Annotated in this window: 20 protein-coding genes, 2 pseudogenes and 1 riboswitch; of the genes and pseudogenes, 5 read left to right on the top strand and 17 right to left on the bottom strand. The window is 32.6% G+C overall.

The features are described from left to right. Positions 1–91 precede the first annotated feature (91 nt). From LKE46_RS13060 to LKE46_RS13070, 3 genes are all read right to left on the bottom strand, one after another. Complete coding sequence (locus LKE46_RS13060) at positions 92–460, bottom strand: hypothetical protein (RefSeq protein ID WP_291723091.1); 369 nt, start codon at positions 458–460, stop codon at positions 92–94. Beyond that, the gene (locus LKE46_RS13065; RefSeq protein WP_291723094.1) at positions 457–1,092 is read right to left on the bottom strand and encodes a TetR/AcrR family transcriptional regulator; all 636 of its coding nucleotides are present in this window, start codon (positions 1,090–1,092) and stop codon (positions 457–459) included. The genes LKE46_RS13060 and LKE46_RS13065 overlap by 4 nt, the downstream gene beginning before the upstream one ends. 105 nt (positions 1,093–1,197) lie before the next feature. Next, on the bottom strand, positions 1,198–1,716 hold the full coding sequence (locus LKE46_RS13070; protein ID WP_291723096.1) for a cysteine hydrolase family protein: 519 nt from the start codon (positions 1,714–1,716) through the stop codon (positions 1,198–1,200). 120 nt (positions 1,717–1,836) lie between these two features. On the opposite strand from LKE46_RS13070, the gene LKE46_RS13075 reads away from it, so the two are divergent. Further along, on the top strand, positions 1,837–2,769 hold the full coding sequence (locus LKE46_RS13075; RefSeq protein ID WP_291723100.1) for a helix-turn-helix transcriptional regulator: 933 nt from the start codon (positions 1,837–1,839) through the stop codon (positions 2,767–2,769). A 213-nt stretch (positions 2,770–2,982) separates the two neighbouring features. Here LKE46_RS13075 and LKE46_RS13080 read toward each other — a convergent pair whose 3' ends face one another. From LKE46_RS13080 to LKE46_RS13125, 11 genes and pseudogenes are all read right to left on the bottom strand, one after another. Further along, on the bottom strand, positions 2,983–3,984 hold the full coding sequence (locus LKE46_RS13080) for a hypothetical protein (protein ID WP_291723103.1): 1,002 nt from the start codon (positions 3,982–3,984) through the stop codon (positions 2,983–2,985). 168 nt (positions 3,985–4,152) lie between these two features. Next, positions 4,153–5,013: a putative beta-lysine N-acetyltransferase gene (gene ablB, locus LKE46_RS13085; RefSeq protein WP_291723106.1), complete on the bottom strand. Its 861-nt coding sequence runs from the start codon at positions 5,011–5,013 to the stop codon at positions 4,153–4,155. Beyond that, positions 4,985–6,271, bottom strand: a complete 1,287-nt coding sequence (gene ablA, locus LKE46_RS13090) for a lysine 2,3-aminomutase (protein ID WP_291723110.1) — start codon at positions 6,269–6,271, stop codon at positions 4,985–4,987. The genes ablB and ablA overlap by 29 nt, the downstream gene beginning before the upstream one ends. A 162-nt stretch (positions 6,272–6,433) precedes the next feature. Further along, a riboswitch (cyclic di-AMP (ydaO/yuaA leader) is annotated at positions 6,434–6,562 on the bottom strand. 332 nt (positions 6,563–6,894) lie between these two features. Next, positions 6,895–7,218 (bottom strand): annotated as a pseudogene (locus tag LKE46_RS17755) (ISAs1 family transposase); the annotation flags it as partial. A 121-nt stretch (positions 7,219–7,339) separates the two neighbouring features. Next, a complete protein-coding gene (locus tag LKE46_RS13095) occupies positions 7,340–7,639 on the bottom strand; it encodes an ISAs1 family transposase (RefSeq protein ID WP_291723112.1) in 300 nt (99 codons plus the stop codon). Continuing rightward, a complete protein-coding gene (locus LKE46_RS13100; RefSeq protein WP_291723116.1) occupies positions 7,626–8,045 on the bottom strand; it encodes an ISAs1 family transposase in 420 nt (139 codons plus the stop codon). The genes LKE46_RS13095 and LKE46_RS13100 overlap by 14 nt, the downstream gene beginning before the upstream one ends. A 289-nt stretch (positions 8,046–8,334) precedes the next feature. Next, positions 8,335–8,943 (bottom strand): lysozyme inhibitor LprI family protein, encoded by a 609-nt coding sequence (locus LKE46_RS13105; RefSeq protein ID WP_291723119.1) that lies wholly within the window; start codon positions 8,941–8,943, stop codon positions 8,335–8,337. Positions 8,944–9,064: 121 nt separating this feature from the next. Then, positions 9,065–9,670, bottom strand: a complete 606-nt coding sequence (locus LKE46_RS13110) for a hypothetical protein (protein WP_291723123.1) — start codon at positions 9,668–9,670, stop codon at positions 9,065–9,067. 152 nt (positions 9,671–9,822) lie between these two features. Then, positions 9,823–10,068 (bottom strand): helix-turn-helix domain-containing protein, encoded by a 246-nt coding sequence (locus LKE46_RS13115; protein ID WP_291723127.1) that lies wholly within the window; start codon positions 10,066–10,068, stop codon positions 9,823–9,825. Positions 10,069–10,130: 62 nt separating this feature from the next. Continuing rightward, the gene (locus LKE46_RS13120) at positions 10,131–11,339 is read right to left on the bottom strand and encodes a M56 family metallopeptidase (RefSeq protein WP_291723131.1); all 1,209 of its coding nucleotides are present in this window, start codon (positions 11,337–11,339) and stop codon (positions 10,131–10,133) included. 5 nt (positions 11,340–11,344) lie between these two features. Further along, positions 11,345–11,707, bottom strand: coding sequence for a BlaI/MecI/CopY family transcriptional regulator (locus LKE46_RS13125; protein WP_291723135.1), 363 nt, complete (start codon positions 11,705–11,707; stop codon positions 11,345–11,347). Positions 11,708–11,959: 252 nt separating this feature from the next. Between LKE46_RS13125 and LKE46_RS13130 the strand changes: the two genes are divergently transcribed. Genes LKE46_RS13130 through LKE46_RS13140 form a run of 3 tightly spaced genes read left to right on the top strand, consistent with a single transcriptional unit; the run spans position 11,960 to position 14,996 of the window. After that, complete coding sequence (locus LKE46_RS13130) at positions 11,960–13,948, top strand: DUF1430 domain-containing protein (protein WP_291723138.1); 1,989 nt, start codon at positions 11,960–11,962, stop codon at positions 13,946–13,948. Next, entirely contained in the window at positions 13,945–14,553 is a 609-nt protein-coding gene (locus LKE46_RS13135; protein ID WP_291723141.1) for an ATP-binding cassette domain-containing protein, read from the top strand. The genes LKE46_RS13130 and LKE46_RS13135 overlap by 4 nt, the downstream gene beginning before the upstream one ends. Continuing rightward, positions 14,550–14,996 carry a hypothetical protein gene (locus LKE46_RS13140; protein WP_291723144.1) on the top strand — a complete coding sequence of 149 codons (447 nt, stop codon included), beginning with the start codon at positions 14,550–14,552 and terminating at the stop codon, positions 14,994–14,996. The genes LKE46_RS13135 and LKE46_RS13140 overlap by 4 nt, the downstream gene beginning before the upstream one ends. Before the next feature lie 263 nt (positions 14,997–15,259). Here LKE46_RS13140 and LKE46_RS13145 read toward each other — a convergent pair. Then, positions 15,260–15,594, bottom strand: a pseudogene (locus LKE46_RS13145) (transposase); the annotation flags it as partial. Positions 15,595–15,663: 69 nt separating this feature from the next. Here LKE46_RS13145 and LKE46_RS13150 point away from each other — a divergent pair. After that, entirely contained in the window at positions 15,664–16,518 is an 855-nt protein-coding gene (locus LKE46_RS13150; protein ID WP_291723147.1) for a CPBP family intramembrane glutamic endopeptidase, read from the top strand. A 6-nt stretch (positions 16,519–16,524) separates the two neighbouring features. On the opposite strand, the gene LKE46_RS13155 is transcribed toward LKE46_RS13150, so the two are convergent. Further along, positions 16,525–17,298, bottom strand: coding sequence for a CPBP family glutamic-type intramembrane protease (locus tag LKE46_RS13155; protein ID WP_291723150.1), 774 nt, complete (start codon positions 17,296–17,298; stop codon positions 16,525–16,527). Positions 17,299–17,306: 8 nt separating this feature from the next. Further along, the gene (locus LKE46_RS17760; RefSeq protein ID WP_366842971.1) at positions 17,307–17,567 is read right to left on the bottom strand and encodes a CPBP family glutamic-type intramembrane protease; all 261 of its coding nucleotides are present in this window, start codon (positions 17,565–17,567) and stop codon (positions 17,307–17,309) included. Between the last annotated feature and the right edge of the window lie 226 nt (positions 17,568–17,793).

Here is a 17,793-nt window from a genome sequence, read left to right on the forward strand (position 1 = left end):
TTTAGCAATAGCATTTGCAATTCTCTTTGTATTACCTGATTTTGAATAATAACGCGCTTCAATATTCATAAATCGCCCTATTTTCAGCTATTTATTTAACTATCAATAGTGCAAACCTACCAATAATCGACTTTATGACAATGCAGCCAGCAACTACAAAAAGCGCAATTTTGGGATCATAAAGTATGGGGATTTTCCATTTGAATATTTGTGTTGCTGTTGTAAGTAATGCGGTTGTCCCAAAGATGTATCCCATGATGGTGAGCGGGTGAGCCGGTGCATTGCTGATAAATTTGCCGATTGTTGGCATAATCATGCACATTGCAAATCCAATTGCGCCCAAAGTAATAACAGCCGCTCTCGGCCCATTAATGAATAATATTTGTTTGCCAGATAGTCCTGCATAAACAATCAGGCTGGTTATAAACCACTCTGCCAGCAATATTCCAATTCCTTTCATTGTTTATCGCCCCTTAAATAGATTTTATTGAACATCGTAATATGTTTTTCTAAAAAAGATAAAGCTTCTTCATATTTTTCGGGCTGATTGTCATATTTTGATAACAGCAAATACAAAGGTGAATAAAACTGCAAGGCCATTACCATTGGGTCAGCATCAACATAAACTCCATCATTTATTAAATTAGTGAACACGCCTGATATATAATCTAAGCCCTTGTCTATTATCAATTCCCTGAAAAACTTGCCTGCCTCCGAAGTTCTATACTGTTCCATTGTCAACATTCTACGCAGTTGCGAACCATACTCTGTTTTAAGATAGAACTGAAACATTGTAACACTAATACGGAATAGTTCCTCCCTTACATCACTTTCTCCTGAGAGAATATTGGCCATGCTTTCAGGGGGAATAAAAGTAGAAACTTCCTCTTGATAACGACGCTCAATGTCTTTGAGAATTGAGTTGAAAATGTCTTGTTTTCCGCTATAATGCTTGTAAAGAGCGCTCTCCCGTATTCCGATTTCTTTTGATATGTCACGGATACCAACCCCATCATAACCTCTTTCAGAAAACAATTTTAGTGCAACTGTCAAAATAACTTCCTTTGTATCCCGTGTTTTGTTTTTTGGCATAATAACCTCCATCAATAAATATTGTGAGCAGTCGTTCACCATTATTATAGTGAACAGCTGCTCACTTGTCAAGAAAGGCTAGTCGGCCTTCTTCATTGACTGAGTTCAGTAATGTTTCTGTGCTTCAAAGATGTGATTAGGTAACAAGTCATTTAAACTAATGATTTTACTGCCTTTACTTTCATAATAGCGCAGCATTTCGTCAATTTTCCTTTTATCATAACTTGTAATGCAATCTGATAATACATTAACGCTATAATTTGCTTTGCGTAAATTATAACAGGTTGATTTAACACAAGCAACAGCATCTGCTCCTGTTATGTAGAAATCACATATTTCATTTTTACTAATAAAGTCTGTAAATTCTTCACTACTTAATGCGTTTCCTTTGTATTTTGTAAAAACATTTTTTGATACTATTTTCAAGTCTGAAGCTAATTCAGATCCATATGTATTGGGTTTAAAAGTCCTCGTGCCGGCTGATAAATTTTCATGCCTTATATAAATAACATGAATATTATTATTGACAATATCAATAGCTTTATTGATATTGTCAATAATACCCTTGTAATTCTTTGTTATGTCATTTTGAATATCAATTATTACTAAGGCTTTTTTCTGCATAGTGTCTCCTCCTGATAGGTAGATTGATTTGTTTACTTTTTTATTGTAACATGTAATTGTTGACAACATTATGGCAACAATCTATAATGATAAAAATAAATTTTGAAAGGCGGCTATCAGATGAAAGTTGACAGGCTTGTTAGCATTATTATGATACTCCTTGATAAAGAGCGTATAGGCGCACAGGAGTTAGCAGATATGTTCGAAGTTTCACCCCGCACAATCTACCGCGACATAGACACTATAAACATGGCGGGTATTCCTGTTCGCGGGGCACCGGGAGTGGGCGGCGGCTTTGAAATCATGCAGAAATACAAGATTGATAGAAAGGTTTTTTCGACTGCCGACCTTTCCGCTATCTTGATGGGGCTTTCCAGTCTTTCTAACATGATACGAGGTGATGAACTGGTAAACGCCCTTGCGAAAGTCAAAAGTTTTATCCCCGCCGATAGAGCGAAAGACATTGAATTAAAAGCAAATCAAATATATATAGATTTAAGTCCGTGGATGGGCAACAGGAACATACAACCATATTTAGGAATTATCAAAACAGCTTTACAGGAAAGTAAGCTACTGACCTTTGAATATACAGACCGCTACGGAAATAAAACCGCACGAACAGCCGAGCCGTATCAGCTTGTATTGAAAAGTAGTCATTGGTATTGGCAAGGGTATTGCCATAAAAGAAATGATTTTCGCTTATTCAAACTATCCCGCACATCAAACCTACAAATACAAGAGGAATTTTTTACGCCACGAGATTATCAAAAACCGCAGTTAGATTTTACTGATATTTTGACAACTATGCAAATAAAAATCAAAATTCGTATTCATAAATCTGTCATGGACAGGGTACTTGATTATTGCACTTATGAACACTTTTTGCCAGACGGTGATGAGCATTACATTGTTAGTTTTCCTTTCATAGAGAACGAATACTACTACAATATTCTTTTCAGTTTTGGGGATAAATGCGAGTGTTTAGAGCCGTTACATATCCGCACAGAAATGAAGCGTAGAATACATGATATAGCTACCTTATACGAAAACTAGAACTTTGTTTTGCTATCAAGAATGCTTGAAAAAGCAGATATTGATAAGCCTTTAACCATTCATCAACTTAGATTAGACATACTTTTGCCAGCAGAGCATTGATAGTCTTCACCTTTCATATTTATTCTTTGAACTTTGATATTTTGTATTAGTCGAATACCTTATCGTACTGGGAATCAAAATTAACAGGGGCATTTGTCTCCAGATAAAAGTTCACATTTGCATAATTTGGATTAAATAAAAATGGCCTTTTGCAGTTTCCTTTGGATCCCCGGTTGCAGTAATAGTTGCGTCGAAATTACCACCGCCGTTTTGTTTGTCAAAATTACCACTGAAATTCAGTTTCTTATTTCCGTCTTCATAGCCGCTTATATATTTTGTTTCGTAAATTCCGCTTATGGTACTGTTATCTATTTTTTCAATAGTCACCGTGGCCTCACCTATTTTTATAAACTTTCCATCTTTTTCAATTGTTATATTCTGGACGTATTTTCCAAGGTATTTTTCAGGGTTGGACAATTTGTCCGGGTTCGAGGAGTTGGCGGTCTGCACTATTGTTTTTTTACCTGAAAGATCAGGTTTTTTAACTGCAGTTGAGTTAATGTCATCTATTTTCAGCAGCAGTTCAAAGGTCAAATTGTGATTTTGATTGTTTTTATCGGTACCTGAAAGAACTCCTGATCCAAGTACGGTTTTGATCAACCCGTTCTTGTCTGTGGTGACAGTTCCCTTGATATTTTTTACAAATATATTGTCCGCGAGTCTGGGAACATTGAATCTGCCATCAGTTTTTTCTTCTCCGGAGGAACTGACAGCAGCATTTCCTCCAAATAAATTTTTGAATTGAAAGGATACCAGTGCATTTATAAGTGATGGTACCTGGGTGTTGTTCAAGGATCCCGAAAGCTCCCTGGATCCATCCTGCTTTACATTGACTGCAACGGAATCTTTTAGATTTCCCACAATGGCATCTGCTATCTTTTCAAAATCGGAAGCCCTGTCTTCATCAAAAGGATTTGCCATATTCCAGTTTGTGCCGTTTGTAAAATTAGTTACGGAATAAGAGGAAGATTTTTGGGGCTTATTTATTATGGTATTTTTGTCTATATAGTAATAGCTTTCAGCTTTCTTTGAGCCGTTGTAAATTGTATTTGTATCCTCCTTTGACTTATTCGATATATCGTATTTGGACAGATCACTGCTGGAATACACCACATTGGTGCCGTCCTTTATGACAAAGGATGTGTCTACGGTATAGTTTGAAAGTTCACCGGTGCAGGCTCTTATCAGTGATATTTTGTATTGTAAAAAATAAGCAGAGAAAATTTTTGGCTTTTCTCTGCTTATTGAACAGTTAAGTATCTACACATTGTCCTGTAAATTTCAGATATTATTGATGTTTTTTACCCAAATATTCATGTTCTCGAAACCACCGCATATATTGCAATTATTTATAAGTTTTCCTCTGAATGTATAGCCTTGCTTGCTGAGTACAAGATTAATACTAGGATGGATTGCTCTGGACAGACTATATAGGGTTATAAATCCCATTTTCTTAAGCTCCAATTCCAGGGAATAGATTATATTAGACAGTATGCCTTTATTCCTATAATGTGGATGAGTGACACAGTCGGTTATTTCTGCATTCAAATTTTCTCTATCCAGATCTGCTGAAGCTATGCCGATTATTCTGCTGTCATTGTCCACAGCTACCTTATATAGGACTTTTTTATTCAAAGTGTTTCTCAGATAATCTTCATTGAAAATTTCAGAGGGATAAGTGGAAAATATCTGGGAAAATAATTTTATCATATTCTTTATATCACTTTCCGCTGCATTTCTTATGTGGTAGTTGAAATTGCTGCTTTTATAGATAAAAGTGTCCTTCTTATTCAAGCTCTGTCTTAAAATCAGGTCCTCTTTAGAATGTTCACTATAGAGTCTTCTGTTTTTGTTGATGAAATAGGACATACAAAATGCATCCTTACCTTTAAAATAGCCATCTATTTTACCTTCCAATTCAAAACCTGCCTTAGTAAAATTATCCAGATATTCAATATCACAGTTGCATATGATTTTTCCAAGACGCTGTCTTGAAACAAAATGAATAAGTCTTTTTATATTTTGAACTGACATAGTGTAAAATTTGATTATTTTTACACGACTGTTGGTGTAGTCCACACATATTTTATCCTTATCTATTTTGATATAATAATTATTTAGCTGACAACTGCTTGCACTCATTATATTGTCTTCTCCTTTCCATTCTTGCATTATTGCTGGGAGTCAAACATACTCTCTCATTTCTAAACAATTTTTCCAGGCCTTCACGTTTAGTCTTCTTAAATTTTTGACATAGTCCACAATGTTTGCAGTGGTGGCTTTTATCGGATGGCTCAGTATAAGTACACAATACACCCTCATAGTTTCTGAGTATTAATTTTTCAGGTGTCTGTGAGATCAAATACTGGGGACCTACAGGTATTTTTCCACCGCCGCCTGGAGCGTCAATCACAAAAGTGGGTACTGCAAATCCAGAGGTATGACCGCGTAAAAGCTCCATGATTTCTATGCCGGTTGAAACTGATGTTCTAAAATGTTCAATACCCTGGGATAGATCACATTGATATATATAATAAGGTCTTATTCTGTTTTTTACTAATTTCTGTACAAGATTTCTCATAATATAAGGACAGTCATTGATATTTTTTAAAAGTACTGATTGATTTCCAAGGGGAATTCCTGAATCAACAAGCATCTTGCAGGCCAGCATTGATTCTTCGGTTACCTCGTTTGGATGGTTAAAATGTGTGTTAATCCAAACCGGATGATATTTTTTTATCATTCTGCACAAACTGCTGGTTATTCTCTGAGGCATGACAACTGGTACTCTGGTTCCAATTCTTATGACTTCAACGTGATCTATCTTTTTTATCTCCTTTAATATAAATTCAAGCTTCTCATCTGAAATACACAGTGCATCACCGCCGGATATCAATACATCTCTAACTTCGCTGTGAGCTTTTACATATTCTATAGCTCTTAATATATCATTGTTTGATAGAGAATTATCATCGTGCCCTGCAAACCGCCTTCTTGTGCAGTGTCTGCAGTACATAGAACATTTTTCAGTAACAAGGATGAGTACTCTGTCAGGATATCTGTGGGTTAATCCGGGAACGGGAGAATCGAGAGTTTCATGCAGTGGGTCATTTATATCACATTCTGATATTTTGGTCTCTTCTATGGTGGGAATCGCTTGTCTTCTAATAGGACAATTATAGTCATCCGGATCAATCAATGTTGCATAATAAGGTGTTATTGCCATCCTTAGCTTTTTAAGACTAGCTTTTACTCCATTTCTTTCGTCTTCAGTAAGATTTACTACCTGTTCCAGTTCCTCCAATGTGGTAAGTCTGTTAGAAATCTGCCATTTCCAACTGTTCCATTCATCTTTTGTGACGTCTTTCCATAGTGGTATATTCCAGTATTTTCTTCTCAAACCAAACACTCCTTTTAAAAGTTAACAATATAATATAAAGAATTATTTGTGCTACATGGAAGCTGCTGGATAATCAAAAAACAATAAGCTGCAGAGAAGTCTCCGCAGCTTATAAAGCCATAATTCAAAGGTATATCAAAAAATACAAATTCGTGTATACCAAAAACTTCCCTTCAACGCTTACGAGATTAGCTGACGGATTCGGATCGAAGAAATTAACCCTACCTGCCTACAGCAGGATTCACCCCAAAATTGGTTTTCCCGTTCAAATTGATTAAGCGCTAGTAACATTGTAACATTTTTCACATTTATTGTTATACACATAATCATAACACTTTAACATATACATGTCAAATGCACAAATATCCAAACACACGGCAAAAGCATGAACCCATCTCCTTCCAAAATTCTCTTACAAGAATTTTTTAAAAAATACCTTTGCAGTATTTATATATGAGATATGCCATATTTCCCCTGAAATATACTCTGGTATTACTGTGAGCTGGTGTAAGAAGCGGGCCAGAGCTTAGACCTTTACTCATTTAAAAGAAAACCTCATTCGAAACCGGATAGTCCTTGATGGATATATCCAGTCTATAAATTTGTACTCTTTTTAAATTTTCTTACATATGTCTAAAATTTATGAATAATATATATTCAAGATATTCCAGACTAAGCAATGCCTGAAACCTTCTGGATTTCAAGCTTTTCTTAGGATATCTTTCTTCATCTTTTTTTACTAAGTTAAGAGCAATTCTTTTTAGTAGTCCAATGTTTTGCGGTTTGTTTCCTGTTCTGTTCCTATTTTCATCTTCTCTAAAAGTTACATCCAGGTTCCAATGGGTGCTCTCAATTCCCCAATGTTTTCTTGCTGCTTGTGAGAAATCTTTTACATCCTTGATACTTCCCAGATAGTATCTACACTCCTCTGTCTTTCTGCCATTTTCTTCACACTTTCTAAATAACCATACCTATGCCATTTAATTTTCTCCACTCATTTTTAGCTTCCATCCATGATATATCAGTAGAATAGTAAAAGATTCTTTCTTCAATTCTGCCATGGGATTTTTACATAGTGCGGCAGCACTCAATTTTTTCATCCTTTACCTTCTCTCGTTTCACATCTTTGAAATATTCTTCTACCTCATTGTATAAAACCTTGTGGTTTTCTTTAAGTGCCAGGACATAGTCTGCTTTATTGTTTCTTACAATCTTTTCTGCAATATCTTTCTGGCATCCCATTGCATCAATTGTAACAATACTGCCCTTTATTAACAGCATATCAAGTAATTCAGGTATTGCAGTAATTTCATTGCTTTTTTCATCTGTCTTTACCTGCCCTATAATAAGTTTGTTACTGCTGCCCATGCACTTTTACTATATGAACTGCCTTTTTATTATTCCTTTTGTTTTCTGTTCCCCGCATTGTTTTTCCGTCGATTGCTATTATCGTGTTATTCTCAATCTCTGTTACTTCTCTCATCCAGAGCACAAAACATCTTTCAAACTGTTTGGGATCTATTAAATTTAATACTCTTTCAATTGTATGATGTGTTGGTATGCCGTTTGGCAGTTCAAGGTACTTCCTTAGCCAATCCTCTCTTTTAATTGCCCAGGCTTCAATGTCCTCCCAATCATTGCAGCTGCATATTGTCGCTGCAACTGCAATAAAAATGATATCTATAAGCTTATGCCTAACTTTACCTTCCTGTCTTATATCATAGATTACACTAAAATGCTCAAAAAAGCTTCCCTTATATTTTTTTACTACCATATTCAATAACCTTCATAACAGGACTTTAATTTTTAGTGGTAATTTATTCATTGGACAATCATTCCTTCATGCTTTTGCCGTGGGCAAAATTGCTGGGAACAAGCAGGCAGAACTATGAATGTGTATAAATACATATTCATAGTTATTTTCCAAAAAATAGAAATTACTACAGGAGCATAATCCTATACAATTTTCAAACAAATTCTGTCTCATCTATTATATTTTACACAAATCTATGAACGCTCTCTTTTTGTGTGCTTGCTAAAATATATCAAATAATAAATATATTTTAATTTGTCATATATTTATTAACTAATTCATAACATCTTTTCTTTGTTGAATTATATAAAGACATATAATATGCAACATTTTCAAAAGTTCCTCCATTATATTTTAACCCTTCTTTATTTGCCATATCTTCTTTCCATTCTATCCATTTAATTTGTTCATTTTTTAAATTCTTCATTATTTCTGGAGATAACTCTTTTTTTAGTAAGGCATAAATCTCATTTAATGCTTTATCATACATATCATAAGATTTTCCGTAATAACTCTTCATAGCATTTGTTATCCCAGAATCTGAATCCTTCTTTTCCGGTAAATCATCAAGTTCTTTTTGAATATTATCTAATTTTCCTAAAAATTCTTTTCTTCTTTCCTCTACTTTTGTTATTGTATTATCCTTCTGAATATTATCATTTTGTTTTATTCCATTTGTTAAATCTGACAAGCCTTTCTTATTTGAATTATCAACTTTGTCCAGACTATTTTCTGCTCGCTGATTTTGTTTTGGCTCACTTACGTAATTTTGATTTTCTTTACTGCCTTTTGTACATGCTACTAATGCAAGTATTAATAATGCCATGATAATAAAAAGTACAATTTTTTTATTTTTCATTAGTATTCCCCTTTTGATTTTATTTATAATTACATTGGGATATGTTTAAAATAGCGTTAATACAAGTATACAAAATTTTTAGGGAAGCCATTCTGACTTCCCTAATGTACCTTTAAGGCATTTAGAATTTTTTAGAAAGATAATACGTTACAGTTTTTATATCATTATTGTTTCCAGACTCATTCATCTCTTGAGATAGTTTCGTATTACAAGTAAACTTTTTATCATCATTTTGTAACCAAACAGCGGATATTGGTTTCCCAAAGTTGGCGTTATCAATAACAATGATGATTATATCTTTTAATCCATCTTTATTTACATCTTGAAATGAAACTGCTTTAACATCTACATTATATGGGAAAGGTGTATCTTCAAAACTATAAAGAATATCTCCATTTTCACTGGTTAGATAAAACACTACCGGTATGTGGTTGCCGCCTGTAATTTTCCCCGATACAAATTTTACATTACCCCATGAATTTAAATCAACCATAAAAGACTGATTTTCAATAGTAGTAAAACCTTTTATATTTTTTATATTATTGGTGCCAGGATCTGACTTTGAACTTGTTGCATTTGTGCTATTTTGAGTATAAGTTTTTGGTGTAGATGACACTGAAGATGATTGATTATTTTGTTGCGGAGGATTAGTAGTTAAATTGGTTCTTCCACAAGCCGTCATAAGCAAAGATGCTATAATAATTGTTGAAAATATTTTTTTATTCATATTTTCCCTCCTATGACTATTCTTTATCTATTCTATATATAATATTTAAATTTGCTATAGTAATGTCCTTTTTTCATTAAACATAACATAATTATATCAAATTTCAACATTAAATTAAAACACAGGCTGATTATTAAATAGAAAAAACATTCTCATTCCTTACCAAGAAGCCATAATATACTTACACCTAAAGCATCACCTATGGCAACAAGTTCCTTGTCTGTAACTGGCCTTGTTTTGGATTCAATTTTGGATATTGCTGTTTTTTCAAGGGTTATACCTCTTACTGCAAGTCTGGCAAGTAAATCGTTTTGAGTTATTTTATGCTTGCTTTTAAGCCTTGCATATTTGACCTTGTCACCAATTAAATTTTTATTCCTATTTTTAGTATATGCCATCAAGCTAATCCTCCACAATAATCCTTTGTCTATATTGATTATATGTGAGAAATAATATTGTATTATTTATTCCAAACTGCTGAAACAAATTTTCCAATTATATCTGAATCTTTGACCTCTATATTAACCGCTTTGCAGTTTTCAGCATGTTCTTCTCTCAATTCTTTCGGGGCATCTTTATAGGTATATGTTTCTAACGTTACTGTTGCGCTTCTATTTACTACTGATTTTTTCTCTGTATAATCACTATTGCTTTGATTTAATCTTTTTTCAGCTACAATATTAGTATTATTTTGTAGAGATGTTGCTGATACCTTATTGATATTTAATGCAAACAGTGAGCTCCCTACAATAGCTAGTGATATGGCTATAACTGCCATTCCCTTTTTTCTTGGCTTCAAACTTAACATATTTTCTATCCTCCTTTTCGTTATATTTACTTTTTTATCAGTTAACTGTGATGATATTGTAGAAAGTTTAAGGTTATTTCTATACCTAACAGATTTTACTAAAAGCAATGCGTATTCTTTGATATCTTCTGTTTTAGCTCCAATAACAACTGCTTCATCACAGGATAACTCACATTGTTCATTAAAAAATTTTCTAAATATATACATTAACGGATTAAACCAATGTAATGACATTGATAATATCATAAGAAGCTTTATGATATTATCTTTCCTTTTAAAGTGGAATAATTCATGCCTGAATATCCATTTTAATTCATTGTTTGAAAATTTTTGAGCTGGTAGAATTATTGTAGAATTTAATATTCCTATTATAGCTGGTGAAGAAATTCCTTTTACTATTTTAACTTTTATGTTCTTACTTATATTCAAATTTATTTTTTCATTATCCAAAATTTTTGCTATTCTTGTATCTTTTACAAAAGTCATATTATTTCTAACTTTTAAATAAAATTCACCCTGAAAATAAATATAGTATAGTAAAATGCCTATTGCTCCGATAATCCAGATCAGCATTGTGATATAAGTGTAATCGATTATATCAATATTGCTTAGATGAGGTTGGGTTAGGTTATATAGAACTCTATGATAAGCAGTATAATTTTCATTTGCGAAACTATTTATATTTATATCAAGTTTAATATTAACTACTAAAACCATTCTTATAATGACCATAACAGCTAAAAAGTAATTAAATTTATGGCTATATTTATCTAAAAACTTATCTTTCATAATAATTATTCCCAATATTAATATTCCTGTAAGCAAACTTGTTCTTAATACTTCTACAAAAATATCTTTCATTTCAATTACCTACTCTTTATCCACTTTTCAAGTTCATCTAAATCTTTATCAGTGATTTCATCACTTTCCTCAAGTGTAGATATTATACTTTTTAATGATTTTCCATGAAGATAATTAAAGAAATCTCTAGTTTCAAATTTTAAGTAATCATTTTCTTCTACTATTGGGATAAAATAAGATTGCTTGCCTATTCGTTCTGTAGCAAGAAAATCTTTTTTTACAAGTCTTGATAAAGTTTTGGATGTAGTACTGAGTTTCCACTCCAGAATATCTTCCATATGTTTGGCTACATCCTTTGTAGATACTTTATCTTTTCTACTCCAGATAAATTTCATTATTTCAAGTTCTGTTCTGGGAAGTTTTTTCATTTTACAATCAACCTTTCTTTTATTATTTCTTAAACAAAGTGTATACGACAATTGTCGTAATGTCAATATTTTTATTAAATATTTTCAAATAAGGTCTTTACTTTTACAGTTGTAAAAGTTATAATTTAGTTAACAAGTACTTGTTAACTAAATTAACCTGTTGTGCTAGTTAAATTAGGAATAATAAAGTAGTGAAATATTATAAACATTGGCTGCTCTTATATCGAAAATAAATAGCATGGAGGAGTTTTTTTGAAAAAAATCAAGTATATCATTAGTTTTTGTATTGTGTTTATAGGACTTTTAATTATCGGGGAAAGTCATATTTTCTATTTGGATAATTTTTATACTAAATATGCCAATACTACATTGTATCTGCAAAATGATACGACAAGTGATGAAATGATTGGTGATATTATTGATTCAGCAGCTGATAATAGAGTTGAAGTATTTACTTTTATACGATCTCAGCCAAATAGTTCCCTTACTGAATACGATATTTACGGGACACCGGGAGTTGAAAAAAGTATAAATCAGAATTCAAATATACTTAAAGGAAAGTATACAAGCCTTTTCCTAGGGAATATCAACTTTAAATTCAAAGATATTGGTAGTATACCTGATATCAAAAATCAAAATGAATATTACATTATCGGAAGCAGGGAAAAAGCCAATCAATTTAAAATGGGCTTAATTGACAAGTATGCAGGCAATCATCCCAAACAAGGCTATCCTGACAGGGAGTCAGAAAAGAATACAATTGCCATATGGATACTTGTCATTAGTATTATATTGTTATTTTCCTTTTATGATGTTGTTTCACAAAAAAAAGAAGCTGTTGTTAGAATGACTATGGGAGAAAAAATAAGTACTATTATCTGGCAGAATATTCTTTTGGATTCTCTTGCATTTACAGCATCTTTTATCTTCATATTGTCTGTTTTGTCTAAATATACTTACGTATTCTTCAATTTAAAAATCTCAATTATACTGTTTGTTGTATTATTATGTATCAATGGATTGTTGTATGTAAATTTATATTTTTATAATATAAAAGAAGTTTTCTCCAATGGCAGAAGTTCTAAGAAATTATTGACACTTAATTATGGATTGAAATCAGCGACAACCATTATCACCATTTTTATAATATCCAGCAATATTGCTTTCATTTTTCAATCCTATACTTTTTACAGACAAAAAACTTTTTTTCAGGACCATTCGGATTATCACTATATTAAGTTCATGTATAAGTCAATTAGGAATACTGACGGTTCTATCAATGATGTATTTGATAAATCCATAGCCGTACGGGAAACATTTTATAGAGAATTTTTCAGAGAATTTAATGCAATTGCCTTGAAAGATATCTCCCAGGTTGTAAGTGTAAAAACTATTTCTGCAAATAGAAATGCCTTTGATTATTTATCCAGTAAAATAAAAGAATTTAATCATTTAAATTCAGGTAAAGATTTCTATTTCATATTACCTGATAGAATGAAGGGCAATTCTAAAATTATCGAGGAACTAAAAAAAAGTATACCATACAATGATACTATTAATTTTGTTCGAGATTATAATGTGATTTATTATCACGATAACATTGATATTGTGGGAATAGACGAGGATTACATATATGGAAGTGATTTAATTAGAAATCCTGTTATTGTTTATAATAACATGTCAGCGGATCAAGTTGAAAATCAGAGCGTTTTGAAATCCATAGGATCAGTAGATGAAATATACGATGTCATGTACAGGATATCTTCGGAGGAGCAACGTGATAAATTCAATAAATTTATAGTTAAACATAATTTACAAGATCAAATTGTACAGAAGATAAATGTGTTGGAAAAATATCAAAAAATGTGGATTATATCTAAAAGAATTTTATATATTAATCTAGTATTCAGTATTTTAATTCTACTTTTAGAAATTATCATCATCAACTCAATTATCACATTGGAGTATAAAGTAAATGCTGTGGAGCTTTCCATCAAGAAAATTCTTGGATATAGTATTTTGCAGAAAAATAGAAAAATTATCATGATGACAGTTATAACTACAGCAGCAAGCATATTAACAGCTTTTGTCATCAATATGATAATGAAAACCGAGAAAGGCTATTATCTGGCCTTTGGAGGAATAAGCATCCTGATATTGGAGCTGGTCATTATCACATTTTATATATATAAAATTGAAAATTCTCAGGTTCAGAAAATCTTAAAGGGTGGGAGTCTATGATTGAAATAAAAAAAGTAACTAAAAAATTTGATGAAAAGGTAGTATTCCAGGATTTAAGTTTAACAATAGAAGATGGGGATTTTATTATATTTTCAGGGCCAAGCGGCTGTGGTAAAACTACTTTATTGAATATGATTGGTGCGATTGAAAAAATTGACAGCGGACAAATAATTGCTGATGATATTGACATTAAAAATAAAAAAAATCATCTGAACTATTTTAGGACAAAAGTGGGCTTTTTATTTCAGAACTTTGCATTAATTGATAATAAGACTGTTAAAGAAAATTTGAAGCTTGTTAGAAATAATTGCAAGACAAATTTATCAATAGAAGAGGCCTTGAGGACTGTAGGGTTGGAAGAGAAGTTAAATAAAAAGGTATACACATTATCGGGCGGAGAACAGCAAAGAGTGGCATTGGCCAGATTAATGCTGAAAAAATGTGATATTATACTGGCCGATGAGCCTACAGGTTCTCTTGATAAAAAGAATGCAGAATCCGTACTTGATATTTTAAAACAATTAAATAAACAGGGTAAAACAATTATACTGGTTACCCATGACGAGAATATAAAAAAGCAGGGAAACAGGGTGGTGAATTTATGAATAAAATTAATGGAAAAAGAATTATAATATTTATAATATCAGCATTTGCAATTATGAATATTAGCTGGTTTTTAATAACAACAGTCAAATACGATAAATTTATAAAAGATCTACCTAAAGTTGAAGGCAGTTCCTATGGCATGAAAAAAGAAGATGGGTATAACTATAGTGTAAAGAAACCGGGTTATTTGCATTATACAGGGAATCTGGCAGTTTCCAACAGTAAAAAAGGTGAACTTTTGATTATATGGCCATTGATATCCGGTGGATATGAGTATGGTGTAAGAATAGAAGAAGATGGAGAAGCATATGAAATATATGTTGATGGAAATATGAAACCAATAGATAAAAATGACACATATGCTGTTCAAAATATTGAGCAACATAGAGCCGGTGTAGAAAAGTTGTTTTCCAAAGCCAATAAAATGTGGCAGTTAAAATAGCAATCCTATTTATCTTTGGTAATATACATTAGAAAATATAACTCAGTATAAGATTTTATATAAAAAGTGAAAGAAAACATCAGGTAACTGTATTAACTGATATGCTCTCCTTGTGCTAGATAGTAAAACTGTTTACTTGAGAATATAGATAGATTTGTGTAAAATATATTAGATTTAGTTTTATATAACTGGAAATTTTGATTTTCAGTTATATTTTTTTATATTTAGCTAATACTAATACTGGTTTAGTATTATATTTTTATATCTTTTAGATTATTCAGACTATTAAGTGCATCTTCTTCATTAGATGCTTTATATACACATCTTAAGTCTCTCATAAATTTTTTTTATCTTTGGATACTATATATTTAATCGGATTCCTTATTTGATGTATAATACAATTTTGAATACTAACGTCAGGAAACACTGACTTTATTGCATCTGAAAGACCTTTAAGTCCATCCATGCAGGCAATTAATATTTCTTTTACACCTCTGTTTTTTAAATCATTGCAGACTGACAGCCAGAATTTAGCACCTTCGGCTTCACCAATCCATATTCCCAAAATATCTTTATAGCCTTTCATATCAAGCGTCATAATACCCTGTGCTTTCTTTTATGTTAAAATAGAGTCTAGATAATGAAATAAATTAAAAGGAGCATCAATATGGGAAAAAATAGATTGTATCATCTGTGGAAGTCCATACTGGTTATTTATCTGATATGTTTTGTATTGAGAGTATTTGAATACATGTTTATCCGCACTGATCAGAGTATTTTCGGTGAAGCATTCATACACAAACTGGCTGGTATCCTTGTGCTGGCATTTTCAATACGATATTTTTCATTCAGCTGGTCTCAAGTTGGTTTCACTGGAAGATCAGCAGTCAGAAATGCACTATATGGCTTCCTGCTTGGAGCAGCCGTATTTACAATTGCCTATGGTATTGAATTTTTTATGCAATTGTCAGGAGGTAACACCCCTTCACTGCAGATCTATGTAACCAGCTATGCCATTGATGGAAATCAAGGCAGACAAACCTGTTTGTTGTTTTTCACTTTTTGCATTATCGGGAATATTATAAATGTGGCCATGGAAGAAGGTATCTTCCGGGGTTTGTTCATCAAACTCTTCGAAATAAAATACTCCTTTGTCAAAGCTGCTGTTTTATCCTCTCTCCTATTTGGCATCTGGCATATAGCAGCTCCTGTGCGCAATCTACTGGACGGGAAAACCAGCATGAGCGGAACTGTCATGATTTCCCTTATACTTATTTTAACAACAGGAATTACAGGAATAAAATTCTGTCTGCTTACTAAAATTACAGGTTCACTCTGGATGTCTATGGCTGATCACTTCACAAATAATATAATCATCAATATTTTACATATAGCAACGGCCTCCGGCACAGATGAATTGCAAATGCTCCGCATTGCCATTGCCCAAACCGTATCCTTCCTTATTGTACTTTTCATCTACCGGAAAAGCAGAGCACACTATAAACAGACATTTCGTGCATAAAGAACATCAGCATTCATAAGCTTTATTTTTTCTTTTTACAAACCATATAACCAACAACAGTGCAACAGCCATCCATGCACTAAAAAGCCATGTGTTTACATGTGAGCCATAGTTGGGGAAAATACCTGTTGTCACATTTATCATGGTATGAAAAGCCAGACCTGTGAACAAACTTTTGCCACCATACATATAGGCATAGATCATTGCAGTTCTCATAAGAACATTTAAAATGCACATTCCAATAATCCACCCTGCGGGATGTGCCCAGCTCCAGGGAATGATATGCCAGACGGCCCACACTCCCCCGATAATTATACCTGCTTTAATTGGCCCATATTCTTTGGTCAGTGGTTCAGTCAGGATAGCTGTCCATCCAAATTCTTCAGGTATTGCTCCCAGAAAATAAAGAACTATCATCAGCGGAATCTCTCTATAGGGAAACACTATTTCTGCCGGCAGTGGAAAAGGAAACACCCGCATTGTAAAATATGTTAACACCGTAACTAAAGGCATACATGCCAGGCAAAAAATTATCCACCATCTGCTGGCCCTGTTTATATCGAAAATACTTTTAAACAAAAATGTAATTCTTTCTATTCCATTTTCTTTCCATGCATATATCAATGACAAGAAGAAAGGTACCATAATCATTAAAAAGCTGATTGGCAGGCCAAAAGGCAGCCCTTTAACGGGAAAGAATGCACCCCAGATATAAAACGGTACTGATAATATTAAAGTTGTCATCAAAAACATAAAATATTTTACATTTGATTTTATCATATATTACCTCACGCTTTATTTTTTCCATGTAGGAATTTTGAAAGATATATCGCATAAAATAAGGAAATAATCAAAATTACTATCAGCAAAGAGGATTGTGCACTGACTGATGCATTTGTAATAGTTCCGCCAATATTAAATACAATATGAAAAAGAATACCCGGCAGGATATTTTTTGTGACAGCCACAAGCAGTGCAAGAACAATGCCTATTACTATTGCAACACCAATCTGTGCTGCCAGCTCTACAGCAGCATATCCTCTAAACAAATTGACAACATGCCCTATACCAAATGTTATTCCGGAAATAAAAATCCCCTGAACAGCACCTCTTCTACAAAACCCGTCCCTATCATTAAAAAGCAGGAAAGAACAATCATGGTAATTGAAAACGCAGGATTCAATCCTGCAAAAAAGATGTAATAATCATATCATCTCTTATAGGATTAAGCAATAATAAACCATGGTATAAAAAGATAGTTGACAGCAATAGCAG

Origin of the sequence: Clostridium sp., assembly GCF_022482905.1 — a bacterium.
GTDB lineage: Bacteria > Bacillota > Clostridia > Clostridiales > Clostridiaceae > Clostridium_B.

What these genes read in the sequence shown, in the direction of transcription:
- LKE46_RS13060 (WP_291723091.1), bottom strand. Translation starts at nt 460, where the DNA reads ATGAAAGGAATTGGAATATTGCTGGCAGAGTGGTTTATAACCAGCCTG.
- LKE46_RS13065 (WP_291723094.1), bottom strand. Translation starts at nt 1,092, where the DNA reads ATGCCAAAAAACAAAACACGGGATACAAAGGAAGTTATTTTGACAGTT.
- LKE46_RS13070 (WP_291723096.1), bottom strand. Translation starts at nt 1,716, where the DNA reads ATGCAGAAAAAAGCCTTAGTAATAATTGATATTCAAAATGACATAACA.
- LKE46_RS13075 (WP_291723100.1), top strand. Translation starts at nt 1,837, where the DNA reads ATGAAAGTTGACAGGCTTGTTAGCATTATTATGATACTCCTTGATAAA.
- ablB (WP_291723106.1), bottom strand. Translation starts at nt 5,013, where the DNA reads ATGAGTGCAAGCAGTTGTCAGCTAAATAATTATTATATCAAAATAGAT.
- LKE46_RS13095 (WP_291723112.1), bottom strand. Translation starts at nt 7,639, where the DNA reads ATGGGCAGCAGTAACAAACTTATTATAGGGCAGGTAAAGACAGATGAA.
- LKE46_RS13100 (WP_291723116.1), bottom strand. Translation starts at nt 8,045, where the DNA reads ATGGTAGTAAAAAAATATAAGGGAAGCTTTTTTGAGCATTTTAGTGTA.
- LKE46_RS13105 (WP_291723119.1), bottom strand. Translation starts at nt 8,943, where the DNA reads ATGAAAAATAAAAAAATTGTACTTTTTATTATCATGGCATTATTAATA.
- LKE46_RS13110 (WP_291723123.1), bottom strand. Translation starts at nt 9,670, where the DNA reads ATGAATAAAAAAATATTTTCAACAATTATTATAGCATCTTTGCTTATG.
- LKE46_RS13115 (WP_291723127.1), bottom strand. Translation starts at nt 10,068, where the DNA reads ATGGCATATACTAAAAATAGGAATAAAAATTTAATTGGTGACAAGGTC.
- LKE46_RS13120 (WP_291723131.1), bottom strand. Translation starts at nt 11,339, where the DNA reads ATGAAAGATATTTTTGTAGAAGTATTAAGAACAAGTTTGCTTACAGGA.
- LKE46_RS13125 (WP_291723135.1), bottom strand. Translation starts at nt 11,707, where the DNA reads ATGAAAAAACTTCCCAGAACAGAACTTGAAATAATGAAATTTATCTGG.
- LKE46_RS13135 (WP_291723141.1), top strand. Translation starts at nt 13,945, where the DNA reads ATGATTGAAATAAAAAAAGTAACTAAAAAATTTGATGAAAAGGTAGTA.
- LKE46_RS13140 (WP_291723144.1), top strand. Translation starts at nt 14,550, where the DNA reads ATGAATAAAATTAATGGAAAAAGAATTATAATATTTATAATATCAGCA.
- LKE46_RS13150 (WP_291723147.1), top strand. Translation starts at nt 15,664, where the DNA reads ATGGGAAAAAATAGATTGTATCATCTGTGGAAGTCCATACTGGTTATT.
- LKE46_RS13155 (WP_291723150.1), bottom strand. Translation starts at nt 17,298, where the DNA reads ATGATAAAATCAAATGTAAAATATTTTATGTTTTTGATGACAACTTTA.